Genomic DNA, 13,439 nt, shown 5'->3' with positions numbered 1-13,439 from the left:
ATAGATCTCGCGATTTGGAAGTTCAAAGGCGCATGGTCTTGCGCAGTCCGGCCAGCCGCTCGATCAAGAGGCCGAACAGGACGATCATGACGATCTGCAATGTCGTAATGGCCGCGATGACAGGCGAGCTTTCCCACTGGATGTAGGAGAAGATCTCGATGGGAAGGGTCGTCATTCCCGGACCCGACAGGAAGAGGGCGATGTAGACGTCGCCGAACGAAATGATGAAGGCGAAGATCAGCGCCGAGATCACTCCTGGCGCGACGAGCGGCAGCGTCACCTCCGTCAGCACACGCCAGCGCGGCGCGCCGAGGGTATAGGCCGCGGCCTCGACATCGCTGTCGACACCCTCGAGACTGGCGATGATGCCCGCGATGGTGAACGGCAGACAGATCAGCACGTGCCCGATCACCAGGGCGGCCAGTTCAGGAAGCGGAAGCTGGGTCAGGAGCAGAAGGAGAGACAGGCTGATCAGGATGTGCGGCACCATCATGGGCAGCATGGCCATGGATTGTCCGATTTCCCGCCGTCCACCCATATAGCGGACGATGCCGTAGGCGGTGATGAAGCCGATGGCCGTCGCGATGCAGGACGCGACGAGAGCCAGAACGATGCTGAACTTGAAGGCGTCGACGAAGCTGTCGCTGGCGAAGAACTCACGGTACCAGCGCAGCGAGGCCTGGGACAGCGCATAGGTATTGCCATGGTCAGGGCTGAACGACGCGACGATCACGATCAGCAACGGCGCGAGCAGAAAGACGTAGAGCGCCGTGACGAGAAGACCGAAAGCGAACTTTCGGACCGGGGTCAGATCGACCGCCGGCTCGACGATCGCCTGGCCTTGGGACGGCCGGGAGGCCGTCAACGCGGGTGAGGAATAATCAGTAGCCACGGCGCGTCTTCCGGAAATAGAGCGAGATGACGGTGAACTGGCAGAAAACCAGGATGGCGGCGACTGCGGCCCCGAGAGGCCAATTGAAGGTCGAGAGGATGAGCTGGTAGATCGTCTGCCCCATCATCGTGACATTCCGGCCGCCGAGGAGTTCGGGCGTTACGATGGAGCCCGCCGTCAGGGTGAAGACGAGCGCCGCCCCCATGACGATGCCGGACCGGCTCAAGGGCAGCGTGATCTCAAAGAAGGCGCGCATGGAACGCGCCCCCAGCGTGCTGGCGGCAGGCACGAGATGAGGATCCTGGCTCGCAAGCGAGGAGAAGATCGGGAACACCATGTAGGGCAGCATGATATGGATCAGCGCGACGATCACGGTGGGTTCGGTGTTCAGGAGGCCGACCGGCTGATCGACGATCCCGAGCCGGAGGAGGATCTGGTTGACGAGTCCGTCGTTGCCGAGGAGCACGATCCAGCCATACGTCCGCACGATCACGCCTGTCATCAGCGGAGCGATGACCAGGAACATCAGCAAGCCGCGCCATGCGGATGTCATCCGCGACAGGAAATAGGCGAGAGCATAGCCGAGCACCGCCGTGACCGCGGTCACGATGGCAGAGATGCGGAAGGTGTCGTAGATGATCTGCCGGTAATAGCCGTCGAGCAGAAGGCGCTCGTAGTTCTCCGTGGTCACCTGCGGCAGATAAAGCTGCTCCGGCGAATATTTCAGCAGGCTGACGGACAGAAAATACCCGATGGGAGCGATCAGGAACGCCAGATAGAGCAGGCCGATGGGGGTAAGAAGCGTTGCCGCGAAGGCCTTCGCTTGCGATCCAGGATCCCGGGTCATGGCCGCCCCACCGGAATGGCGCGGCATTCCTGAAGACGGACGCCGACGCGCTCGCCCGTCTGCATGCGCCTGAACTTCTCGACGCTCGGAACGGAGGACTGGAAGACCTGACCTCCGGGTGCCGCAAGATCGAAAAGAATGCGCTCGCCCTGGAAGACGCGCTTCGTGATCGACATGGGCAGGCTGCCGCTGTCTCCCGCTTGAACCACCTCGACCCGTTCCGGCCGGGTCATCAGGACGGCGCCCGATCCGGCCGCCATGTCGGGTTTCACCGCGCGAGCCGGGATCTGAAGCCCATGGCCCACATCCACCAGCACGTCTTCACCCGTCTTCTCGGCGATGCGGCCTTCGATCAGGCTGGCCTCGCCGATGAACTCGGCGGCAAAGCGGGTCTGCGGCCGATCGTAGAGTTCCTCGGGCGTCCCGACCTGCTCGACATGGCCGGCATGCATGAGCACGACCCGGTCGGACATTTCGAACGCCTCGTCCTGATCGTGCGTGACGAAGACCGTCGTGATTCCGAGGCGACGCTGAATTTCACGAAGCTCGTATCGCATTCTTTTGCGCAACAGCGCGTCGAGGTTCGAGAGCGGCTCGTCGAGCAGCAGGATCGACGGCTCGATGACCAGCGCCCGCGCGAGGGCGACGCGCTGGCGCTGGCCGCCGGAGAGCTGATGGGGATAGCGCTCCTCGACCCCGGGGAGCCCGACGACGTCGAGCATATGCCGGACGCGCCGGGTGATCTCGTCCTTCGGCACCTTCCTCATGCGTAGCCCGAAGGCCACGTTCTGGGCGATGGTGCGGTGAGGAAACAGGGCATAGTTCTGGAAGACCAGGCCGATATCGCGATAAGGCGGGGCGAGCTTCGTCACGTCCCTCCCCGCCAGGAGCAATTTTCCATCCGTCGGTGTGGTCAGGCCGGCGATGATGTGCAGCGTGGTCGTCTTGCCGCACCCGGACGGGCCCAGCAATGTCAACAGCTCACCCTTGTCGACATGGATGTCGACCGGTCCGAGAGCGGTCGTCGCTCCATAACGTTTGACAAGTTGTTCGAGTCTCAGAACGGGCTGCACGTGGCCTCACCTTCCAGCTTGATGGGGAGTTACTTCGCTGCGATGATTTCTTTGTTCCACCGCTCGGCATACTGATCGCGATAGGCGAACATGGTCATGTAGTCCGCCTGACGCTGCAGTTTTCCGAGAAGCTCGACCTGCTCGTCGCTCAGCTCGAGCTTCTTGAGATCGGGCGGCAGGTTCTTCATCGCCTCCATGTTCGTGGGCGGATATCCCGTGAAGCGCGCGAACTCGATCTGCTTCTCGGCATCGAGCGTCGATCCCACGAACTTGCGCGACAGATCGATGCTGTCCTGGGGGCGGTTCGCGATGATGGCGGTATTCCAGATCCAGGACAGGCCGCCTTCCTTCGGGATCACGAACTCGACCGGAGCGCCGGCTGCGGCCGCCTGCTCGGTACGGGCGCCGAAATACGGACAGAGCACGATTTCCTGCGCTTCGAGAAGCTGGCGTGTGTGCTCGACATTGTTGATGATGCGACAGTTGTTCTTGGCGAACAGTTCCTTGAACTTCTCGACGCCCGGCTCGATGTTGTCGGAAGTGCCGCCGAACGCGATATTGATCGCGTGGAAGACTTCGTCGCCAATCCAGCCCCAGGCCGGGAAGGCCACGCGGCCCTTGAATTCCGGATCCCACATGTCGGTCCAGGACGTGATGGGCCGCTTGATCTGCTTAGTGTTGACGCACAGGCCGTAGGGCGTGTGGCACTTGCCGGCCAAATGCTCGTACCGGAACGAGGGATGAATCTTGCCGAGGTTCGGAACGGTGTCTTCCGTCCAGGGCAGGTAGAGGCCCATGGCGCCCAGCTGGCCCGCCCTGGTCTGCCCCGTGTGGATGAGGTCCCATTGCGGCCTGCGCTGCTGCGCCATCACGATGGGTTCCTGCGACAGGCCCAGCTTCCAGACGAGTTCGACCTTGTTGTCCTTTGCGAAGGGCTCCGCGAAAACCTTGCTGACCCAATCCTTCCAGGATCCTCCCGCCATCATGATCCGGATATCTTTGGCAGCCTTGGCTTCGATGCTGCTCATGCCGGTCAGGGCCGTTCCGCCCACCAGTGCAAGTCCCGCCTTGATCAGGTCGCGGCGCGATAGTCCATTCTTTACCGTCTCGTCCATGAGGTGTTCCCTTCTGCTGTAAGTTCAGATCTCCGCAAACTTCTTCGGTTTTGACGCGGGTTCTTTCGTCTTGCCTGAGGAGGCCGGCGCCGAGCCCGGCTCAAGCGAGTGTGTCGACCAGTAAGGATCGCCCAGGCGAAGGCCTATGGAGTGCGCTTCCTCACGAATGCGCTGCATCATCCTGGCCTGCAGGGGGCGATCGGCGGCGGTCGTCGGAAAGGAAACCGAGAATCCCAGCATTTCGTCCTTCCCGGGATACGCGACGGCGACGCCGAAAGCCGCGATCCCCGGGATCATGGTGCTGTTCGTCATGGCGACACCGGTCTTGCGGATCTCGGCCAATTCCTTGCGAATGATGCGGCGGTCGATCTTTCCCTCGGCCCTTTCCTCGATCAGTTCGATCGCCTCGTCGTCGGATTTGCGCGCCAGCAGCGCGCGGCCGATGGCGGTCGGATAGGCCGGCATCCGCTTTCCGATGTCGTGCACGAGGCGAAGCGGATACGTGCCGTGCTTCAGCTTCAGAATGATCATGTCCGGGCCGGACAAGATGCCCGTATAGGCCGCGAACTGGAAATCGTGAATCAGCGCATCCATGGCGACGTCGACGAAATCGAGAAGATCGTGGTCCGCCAGGTAGAGTTCGGCGAGCGCGAGCGCCCGCCGGCCCACGCAATAACCGAGCTCCCGATTTGCCCGCTCGAGGAAACCGTACTCGCTCAGCGTCTTCAACAGCCGCGAGACGCTGCTCTTCGGCATGCCCAGTTCACGGCAAACCTCGCCGACCCGAAGGATCGGGCGCTCCTTGCTCAGAAGAGACAAGATTTCGAGGCCGTTCTCCAAAGAACTCACGATGTTGTTCCATATACAGCAACGGGGTTGACAACAATGGTACGCACGGACTTGACTTAGCGTCAAGCTGGTTTTCGCGGAGAACATCGTGTTGAGGATTGGGGTCGATATTGGCGGGACTTTCACCGACTTCGCCATTTGGAAAGACGAGAGAGACGGCTACGTCGAGATCGGCAGCCATAAGCGGCCGACGACCTATCCGAACTTTGCGGACGCCGTGATCCAGGGAGTGATCGAGATCGCCGAGCGCTGCGCGATTCCCGCGGACGCCTCGGTCCTGGTGGTTCACGGGACGACGATCAGCACCAATGCGGTGATCGAACGCTCGCAACCGCCGGTCGCTCTGCTGACGACGCAAGGCTATCGCGATCTGCTCGGCATCGCGCGGCTACGCCTCGACAAGCCGATCGATCTGTTCAACCGGCGACCGGCGCCGATCGTACCGCGTGAACGCGTGTTCGAGATTCGCGAGCGCCTGCTTTCCGATGGTTCCGTCGATACGCCCATCGACGATGCATCGGTCATTGCCGCATTGCGGGCCGCCCGCGAGAAGGGCGCGCAGGCCGTCGGCATCTGCTTTCTTCACGGCTATCGCAACCCGGTGCATGAGCGCCGGGCCCTCGAACTCGCCAGAGTTCACTTTCCCGATCTCGACGTGATGGCGTCCCATGAGGTCTGGCCGCAGCAATCGGAATATGAACGCGCCGTTCTCACCCTGCTGAACGTCTATGTGAAGCGACTCATGGACAGCTACCTCAAGGAGGTCGACGACTTTCTCCAGTCCCGGTTCCCAAGGTCCCGCCTCGCCATCACGAAATCCAACGGCGGGATCATGTCCTCGGCCGAAGCGCGCGAGGTTCCTGTTCACACCTTGCTGTCCGGACCTGCCGCGGGCGTCACCGCGGCTCAGGCGGTCGGCGAACTTTTAGGTCTCGAACAGGTTCTCACCTTCGATATGGGCGGAACCTCGACCGACGTCTCGCTGATCGAGCGTGGGCGCCCCGTCACGACCGGACAGGCGGAGGTGGGCGATTTTCCGCTGCTCATGCCCGTCACGGCGATCGAGGCCATGGGGGCCGGCGGCGGCTCCATCGTCTGGCTCGACGCGGGCGTGTTGAAAGTCGGACCGCGCAGCGCCCGGTCGCAGCCGGGCCCTGCCTGCTACGGACAGGGCGGGCGCGAGCCGACCTTGACGGACGCCTATCTGCTGATGAACTACCTGTCGCCGAAGGGTCTGCTCGGGGGAAAGCTCTCCCTTGACCGATCGCTCGCGGAAGAAGCCTTCCGGCCTATCGCGGACGCTCTCGGCACGGATGCCGTCGGCGCGGCTCAGAGCGCCATCGCGGTGGCCACCTCGACCATGATGACCCGCGTCTTGCCCTTCCTCGCCCGTTGCGGGGTCGGGCCGAACGATCTGGCCCTGATGATCTATGGCGGCGCCGGGGGCATTCACGGCCCTCTCCTCGCGGAGGAATGCGGCATCAGGCATATCGTCGTGCCGCGCCTTCCTTCCGTGTTCTGCGCGTTCGGGGGCCTCGTGTCGGATCTCGTGCATGATGGCGTTCACAGCCTGCACGGAGTGAGCCTTTCCCGTGAAGGCATCGCCCGTCGTTTCGACACCCTGCGCGCCGAAGGCGAGGCCTGGCTCGCGCGGCAGAGCCATGACGAACAGATCCTCGCCGTCGATCGCGTTTACCTCGCGGATATGCGCTACGGCGCACAATCCTTCACGATCCCGATAGACCTCTCCGGCAGGCTGGAAGCGGGTCTCGAACTCGACGCCGTTTTCGCGTTGTTTCATCGGGAACATCATCGCCTGTTCGGCCACTGCGATGAGAACTCCCCCGTCGTCATCGACAATCTTCGACTGCGGACGATCGGCCGCCAGGCGAAACCGGCAGCCGTGCCCCTGGATCCTGGAGAGCCGCTGGAACCCCGGCCCATCGAGACGCGCCCCATCCTGGTGGAAGGCCGATGGGTCGCCGAAGCCCCGGTCTATTCCTGGCCCGAGATGCGGGTCGGACAGCGGATCGAAGGACCGGCGATCGTGCAGCAGGATCTCGCCACGATCCTCGTGCCGCAGGGATTTCGCGCAAAGCTCACCGCATTCGGCGACCTTGAAATGACGAAAGGATGAATCATGGATCCTGTTCTGACCGAGATCATGAAGAACCGGTTTACCGCCATGGCCGAGGAAGCCGCGACGGTCGCCTACCGGACGGCCCATACGACGTTCGTCAAGCAGACCCAGGATTTCCAGGTTGCCCTGGCGGCCCTCTCCGGTGAGTTCTTCGCCTATCCGACCATGACGGGGGTCACGTCGGGCAGCGGCCAATCCATTCAAGGATTTCTCGATGCCTTCGACCTTGCGGATTTGAAGGCGGGAGACGTTCTGATCTCCAACGACCCGTTCCGTACGGGCGGGCTTGTGACGCACCAGATGGATATCCATCTGGTGCGTCCGGTCTTCCTCGATGGTGACCTCATCTGCTTCGCGTGGTCGTTCGTCCACGCGTCGGATATCGGCGGCGCGGTTCCGGGCAGCATCTCGCCCGATCTCACCGAAGCGTTTCAGGAGGGTATCAGGCTTCGACCGATGAAGCTCGTCGCGGCCGGCGCGCTCAATCGGGATGTGGTGAACATTCTCCGCGACAATTCGCGGATCGGAGATGCCGTCTGGGGGGATCTCGAAGCCTTGATGGCGGCCATGCGTCTTTTGGACGAGCGCGCCGTCGCCCTTTGCCGGCGTGTCGGCCAGGTGACGTTCCAGCAATGTGTGGAGAATGTGATCGCTTACGCCGAGCATAAGGCCCGCGAAGCCATTCGCTCTCTGCGCGACGGCACCTACACCTTCACCGACTACCTCGAAAGCGACGATCCCGACGCGGCGATCCATATCCATTGCCGGATGACCATCGCCGGAGATGAAGCGGAGATCGACTACACCGGAAGCTCGCCGCAGGTCCATGCCGCACTCAACTTCGGCACGGGCAGCAGGACCCACCCCTTTCTGTGCCTCGCGCTCACCAACTACATTCAGACCGTGGAGCCCTCCATCCCGATCAACGGCGGAATCCTTCGCCCGATCAAAGCCTACGCGCCTCTCGGCACGCTTATGAACGCTGACTTTCCGGCCGCCATGGGCAACCGCTGGGTTGCGGTGATGCGTACCTACGACGCGCTGATGGGATGCCTCAACCAGGCCGTTCCGGGCGGCATCGCCGCCTGCGGCGCAGGCCAGGCCGGCATCATCAGCGCTTCATGGGTCGATCCCCTGACGGGCCGCAATCGCGTCGCCGTGGTCGAACCGTTCTCGGGCGGGTCGGGCGGCCGTGTCCGGGCCGACGGCGTCGATGCGACCGACACCATGATCGGTTATCTCAAGAGTACGCCCATCGAGCATGTGGAGATCGAAACGCCACTCATCGTCCGACGTCACGAGTTGGTTCCCTCGACCATCGGCCATGGCCGCTATCGCGGCGGAGCCTCGGTCTCCATCGAACTCGAATGCCGTGCGCCCGAGGCCATCATCACGGTCCGCGGCCTGGACCGCTTCCGCCTTCAGCCCTGGGGGGCTTATGGCGGCGAGCCCGGCTGCAACGGTCAGGCGGTCCTGCGTCGGGGATCCATCACGCGCGAGATCGGCAAGATCAAGGTCTTGACGATGGAGAAGGGAGACGTGCTCCTGATGGTATCGCCATCGGGAGGGGGCTTCGGCAACCCGAGGATGCGCGATCCCGATCTCGTTCTCCGCGACGTCCGCGACGAGCTGATCTCTGCCGACGAGGCTGCAACGGTCTACGGGGTCGTCATCGCCGACGACGAAGTGGATCGGGAGCGCACGACCGCCTTGCGCGGCAATGTGCCTGAAACGCCACAATGGGAAATCGCATCGGGGCCCGAGCGAGAGCGCTACGAGAGCATCTGGCCCGTCGATACGAGCGTTGCCCTTGCAGAAGCAGCCATGCGGATCCCGCAAGGCATTCGAAGAAACGTTCTTGCAACGGCGCGCCGCGAGCTCATGAATTCGGAGAAACCGATCACGGCCGAACAGGCCGCTCAATCGATGAGGCGTAACGCGCAGAGGATCGCACCGACAGCATCGGATCTGGAATCGGACCCACGTCCGACGCGCTAGAGCCTTTTCCGCAAAAGTGAATGCCGGCTCCGCGACGGCTCGCCGATTTGAGGTACATCAAGGCGGAGCCGCAGTCAGGCAGAGTAGGATGTCGCATCGGAAGTCTCGCCATCCTGCATGGCGGTGGGACCCGCGGCACAGGAGCCGCTCGGGCCTTTTCCGTCCTTGCACTGGATTGTGAAGTCGCAAGGAGAACGCCCATGGCGGAGCCGCGCAACCAGGTTGTTCAGGTCAGCCGCTTCGGTGGTTCGGACGGGCTCGCGATCGTCGACGCCCCCTTGCCGGCCGCCGGGCCCGGTGAGGTTCGGGTGCGGGTGCTCGCTTCAGCCCTGGAGTACACCGACGTCACGATCCGCCGCCACCTTTACCCACAAACGATGCGCCTACGACCGCCATTCGCGCTGGGTTACGACCTGGTTGGGGAGATCGATCAACTCGGTGAGGACGTGACGGACTTCCAGCTTGGCGAGCGTGTGGCGGACATGACGGTCGTGGGCTCGAATGCCACCTATCGAACACTCCGGGCCAGGGACTTGGTCCGGGTGCCGCTAGGCATCGATCCGGCAGAGGCGGCCACGCTGATCCTGAGTTGGACAACCGCTTACCAGCTCCTGCACCGGACGGCTCAGGTTCAGGCAGGCCAGTGTGTGCTCGTGCAGGGAGCAGCCGGCGCTGTCGGTCAGGCGCTGCTGACGCTGGGCCGAATGTCGGGGCTGAAGCTATGGGGCACTGCACGGGGCGAGCACGCCGGGATCGTCCGCGAACTCGGCGCCACGCCCATCGACTACCAGCGCGAGGACTTCACGCGCGTCCTGCCGGGTGGGTTCGACGTGGTGTTCGATGGTGTCGGCGAAGACGATTATCGCCGCTCGTTCGCGGCACTCAAGGCGGGCGGTCTGCTCTGTGCCTACGGCTACTCGGCAAACGTGCAAGAGCAACGACGCCTGCTGCCTCTGATGCTTTGGCTCGTGCGCGTATATGTCTGGAGGCAGGTGCTGGGCTGGTTGCCAAGGGGCAAGCGCCTCCGCCTCTACTCGATCAACCTCATGCGGGCACGCCATCCTGCCTGGTTCCGGGAGGACCTGGGGCATCTCTTCGACAGGTTGGCGGCAGGCGCCATCCGGCCAAGTATCGCCGGGCGGATCTCGTTCGACGAGGTCGCCGAGGCCCATCGCCGTCTCGAAGCAGGCGGTCTCGCCGGCAAGCTCGTCCTGTGCCCCGACCTCGGAGCACGGAGTGAGCCAATGGCCCCAGCCGCGGTGCACGGCGTGTCAGCGGGACGTTCGCCCATGCGGTGATACGGTCCGGTGAAGCCTTTCGTATCCAACTGAGGCACTCCAGATTTGCGAGGAACCGAGGGCCGGATGTCCAGCGTTGAAGCGGTGCCATTCCACGCGAGGGAGATCCCCATGATCCGCTCCGTGTTCACTGTCGTGGCGTTTGCGTGCAGCATGGCGTTCACGGGCTCCGCCCAAGCGCAGCCCGTCACCTCCCCGGGTGGAGGGCCAGCCAGCTTCTTCGAGCGCCTGTTCGGCGGACCCAGCTCCCCAACCGTTCGGCGGCTGGTTTCGTGGTCCGGCAATCATCGGCCCGGTACGATCGTCATCTCCACCAGTCAGCGGCGGCTCTATTTCGTGCTCGGCCAAGGACAGGCGATTCAGTACGGGATCGGGGTTGGCCGACCGGGCTTCGCCTGGGCCGGGACCAAGACGGTCAGCATGAAACGGGAATGGCCCGCCTGGAGCCCGCCGGCCGCGATGCTGCGCCGCCGCCCTGATCTGGCGCGTTACATGGCCGGCGGTCTGGGCAACCCGCTGGGAGCGCGCGCGCTTTATCTGGGCTCGTCCCTGTACCGGATTCATGGCTCCAATGAGCCGGAGACGATCGGATATGCGGTCTCGTCCGGGTGCATTCGCATGACCAATGCCGATGTCGTCGACCTCTACAACCGAACCCGGATCGGCACCAGGGTCGTGGTGTTGCGCTGACCGGCGGCTCACCGCATTCCCGACGGCCGAACATCCGTCTCGCCCCATCCTGCTCTATCGCTGTGCACGGCTGCTCTGAGGGGGTCTGGGTGCCCGGGGCGGCAATACCGTTACGGTTATCTTTTTGGAAGCAAGAAGAGGCGCGAAGGGTTTGTGGTCGGCATCTCCGAGAACGAGTTGCAGAGTATGTTTCCCAGGAGGAAGCTCGAGACGGGTTTCCGTCTGACCTGCACCGAAATGAAGATGTTGCTTATCGGTCGGAATCGGTTCGTTCGGCTCGATCTCCTCGTTCACATCAACCAGGAGATGGTGGTGCCCGGTATTGGGTGTCTTGTCGCCGGCATGGGTGACACCCATGTTGCGCAGCCCGAAGCGGACCGGAAAGCCGCCTCGGATCCGCTGTCCGTCGCGCGGATAGATGATGTAGAGAGAGGCGTCCGCGGAAGCCGGAGTCTGCGCCTGAGCCCCGGGGGCCCAACAGAATCCTGCGGTGAGCACGGCGGCGATCGCACCCTGCCGGACGATGGCATGCATGACTCGTCTCCCTTTCAAAGCGACCGGGCCACCCGGAATCCATGAGCCGGATATCGCACGCCGCTGTCGTAATAGGCTCGGCTTGAGGATCTGACATAGCTCGCGTCGTTACGCCAGGAGCCGCCGCGCAGCACGTTCTCCCGGCAATTCGGTTCAGTCCAGGCCGATCCATCGGCAGGTGCGCCGTGGTAGTTCGGATGCCAGCAATCCGCGACCCACTGCGCGACGCCGCCCGTCATGTCGTGGAGTCCCAGCGGGTTCGCCGGGAAGCTGCCGACCTGCGTGGGCTGACGCGGATCGTAAGGCTCGCCGCACCCTTTGCAGTTGGCCATCTTCGGAACGACCTTGTCGCCCCACCAGTAGCGACTGCTGGTTCCGGCCCGGGCGGCGTATTCCCATTCGGCTTCGCTCGATAGGCGATAATCCTGTCCCGTGCTCTTCGAAAGCCACGCAACATACTGCAGCGCATCGACCCAACTCAGATTGCGAGCCGGAGCCGCAGCGTCGCCGTTGAGGGGCACAGGACAGGCGCTCGCAGCCACACATCGATTCCATTCACCCACCGTGACGGGATATCGCCCCAACGCGAACGGCTTGACGGTAACCGGGTGGGCCGGAGCCTCGGACGGATCCTCATTGCTCCCCATCCGGAAGCTGCCTCCGGCCAGTCGCACCAACTCCGGGCATCCTTGGCAGTCTCGGAAGGTCGTCCCGAATTCCACCGGTCTGGTCAAAGGCTGTGGTGGAGGCACGGCAGCGACCTGAGGATTGGCGGGCGGCGCAACGGGAGCGGGATTCGCTTCCGGAATAGGAATGGGCAGCACGCCCGTCAGGGGCGGAGGCACCGGCGGAAGCCCCGGAAGGTCGGCGGCGGCCTGAGAGGATCCGTCTCGTTGCGGTTGCGCCGCCTCGGCCTGAGCCGGGACGGAGGCGGGTGAATTCAACGCGGCCCCCGGCACCCCTGCGGGACGCAGCGCGTAGACGTACAAAGTGCCTCCTGCCGCAGCGACCAAAGCCGTGAGCCCGGCAATGGTCCATCTCCATTTTGCATGTGTGGCGCGCGAAACCGCAGCCGGATCGGGCAGGACGCGGTAGATGCGGACAGGATCCGTGATGTTCTTGAGCTTTTCGTCGCCGAGCGATTGATAACCGCAGACCAGCTTGTTCTTGATCTGCTCGTAAACGCCACCCGAGATATAGACCCCGCCGGGCTCGGCAATGTTCTCCAATCGCGCCGCGATATTGACCCCATCGCCGTAGATGTCGTCCGGATCGACGATGACATCGCCCAGGTTCACCCCGATGCGGTAGCGGATCCACTGCTCCGGCGGCAGCGAGGTGTTCCGGGCCGCCATCGATTGCTGGATGACGATGGCGCAGCGCACCGCCTCGAGCGGGCTGTCGAACATGGCCAGGAATCCGTCGCCGGTCGTCTTGATGACGCGGCCGAAATGCTCTTGGATCGTCGGCTCGATGAGTTCGCGGCGATGCCGCTTCAGCCGGGCGAGCGTGCCTTCCTCGTCGATGCCCATGAGCCGGCTATAGCCGGCAATGTCAGCCGCAAGAATAGCCGCCAGCCGCCGCGGACTGCCAATGACATGCGATGTGCTTTCTCCGGGCATGAGGCTCCCGATGGCACGTTGGTATTTTTGAAATTACACTCGGTCACGTTGCCGAAGCAATTCGACGCCCCTGGATCTTTTGGGCATTGGCCGGTCGGGAACATCGTTGCGGGCCTGTGCGACCGGCGAATCGTGCGAAAAAGCGGCCCCGGTCTTTCGCGAGAACGATGCGCTGGAAGGCGTCGACGACGAAGCCTGTCCTGAATGTCGAGGTCGGATCGATCAGGGACGTCGAACGCATTGGCGGGCGGGAACTTCGCTTCCCACGACATGTCCCCTCCCAACACCTGCCCCTCCTCGCCATGGCCGCACTTGGTCTCCAGCCCTCCGGGTCTCCGCGGCCGTCGAGCCATCAAGACGGGGATGCCCGGCTCAAGGCCG

General features: G+C 63.4%; 11 protein-coding genes. 4 read left to right on the top strand and 7 right to left on the bottom strand.

Annotated features, from left to right (window positions below; all coding sequences use genetic code 11):
• Positions 1–22: 22 nt before the first annotated feature.
• The 5 genes from RE429_RS09795 to RE429_RS09775 are packed head-to-tail and all read right to left on the bottom strand — an operon-like array spanning position 23 to position 4,863.
• Positions 23–892, bottom strand: coding sequence for an ABC transporter permease (locus RE429_RS09795; protein ID WP_414474086.1), 870 nt, complete (start codon positions 890–892; stop codon positions 23–25).
• Positions 882–1,739, bottom strand: a complete 858-nt coding sequence (locus tag RE429_RS09790; RefSeq protein WP_414474085.1) for an ABC transporter permease — start codon at positions 1,737–1,739, stop codon at positions 882–884. The genes RE429_RS09795 and RE429_RS09790 overlap by 11 nt, the downstream gene beginning before the upstream one ends.
• Entirely contained in the window at positions 1,736–2,812 is a 1,077-nt protein-coding gene (locus RE429_RS09785) for an ABC transporter ATP-binding protein (protein WP_414474084.1), read from the bottom strand. The genes RE429_RS09790 and RE429_RS09785 overlap by 4 nt, the downstream gene beginning before the upstream one ends.
• A 29-nt stretch (positions 2,813–2,841) precedes the next feature.
• Positions 2,842–3,927: an ABC transporter substrate-binding protein gene (locus RE429_RS09780; RefSeq protein WP_414474083.1), complete on the bottom strand. Its 1,086-nt coding sequence runs from the start codon at positions 3,925–3,927 to the stop codon at positions 2,842–2,844.
• Positions 3,928–3,951: 24 nt separating this feature from the next.
• On the bottom strand, positions 3,952–4,863 hold the full coding sequence (locus tag RE429_RS09775; RefSeq protein WP_414474082.1) for an IclR family transcriptional regulator: 912 nt from the start codon (positions 4,861–4,863) through the stop codon (positions 3,952–3,954).
• 1 nt (position 4,864) lies between these two features.
• Here RE429_RS09775 and RE429_RS09770 point away from each other — a divergent pair, with 1 nt between their 5' ends.
• The 4 genes from RE429_RS09770 (at position 4,865) to RE429_RS09755 (ending at position 10,902) form a co-directional block, all read left to right on the top strand.
• Positions 4,865–6,913, top strand: coding sequence for a hydantoinase/oxoprolinase family protein (locus tag RE429_RS09770; protein ID WP_414474081.1), 2,049 nt, complete (start codon positions 4,865–4,867; stop codon positions 6,911–6,913).
• Positions 6,914–6,916: 3 nt separating this feature from the next.
• A complete protein-coding gene (locus tag RE429_RS09765) occupies positions 6,917–8,914 on the top strand; it encodes a hydantoinase B/oxoprolinase family protein (protein WP_414474080.1) in 1,998 nt (665 codons plus the stop codon).
• Positions 8,915–9,114: 200 nt separating this feature from the next.
• Entirely contained in the window at positions 9,115–10,212 is a 1,098-nt protein-coding gene (locus tag RE429_RS09760) for a medium chain dehydrogenase/reductase family protein (RefSeq protein ID WP_414474079.1), read from the top strand.
• Positions 10,213–10,323: 111 nt separating this feature from the next.
• Entirely contained in the window at positions 10,324–10,902 is a 579-nt protein-coding gene (locus RE429_RS09755) for a L,D-transpeptidase (protein WP_414474078.1), read from the top strand.
• 54 nt (positions 10,903–10,956) lie between these two features.
• On the opposite strand, the gene RE429_RS09750 is transcribed toward RE429_RS09755, so the two are convergent.
• Positions 10,957–11,436 (bottom strand): DUF4399 domain-containing protein, encoded by a 480-nt coding sequence (locus RE429_RS09750; RefSeq protein WP_414474077.1) that lies wholly within the window; start codon positions 11,434–11,436, stop codon positions 10,957–10,959.
• Positions 11,437–11,450: 14 nt separating this feature from the next.
• Entirely contained in the window at positions 11,451–13,058 is a 1,608-nt protein-coding gene (locus RE429_RS09745; RefSeq protein ID WP_414474076.1) for an SUMF1/EgtB/PvdO family nonheme iron enzyme, read from the bottom strand.
• Between the last annotated feature and the right edge of the window lie 381 nt (positions 13,059–13,439).

Origin of the sequence: Microvirga sp. M2, from assembly GCF_047497095.1 — a bacterium.
Classification (GTDB): Bacteria; Pseudomonadota; Alphaproteobacteria; order Rhizobiales; family Beijerinckiaceae; genus Microvirga.
The sequence above is the reverse complement of the archived record's forward strand: the minus strand, read 5'-3'. Positions and strand labels throughout refer to the sequence as shown.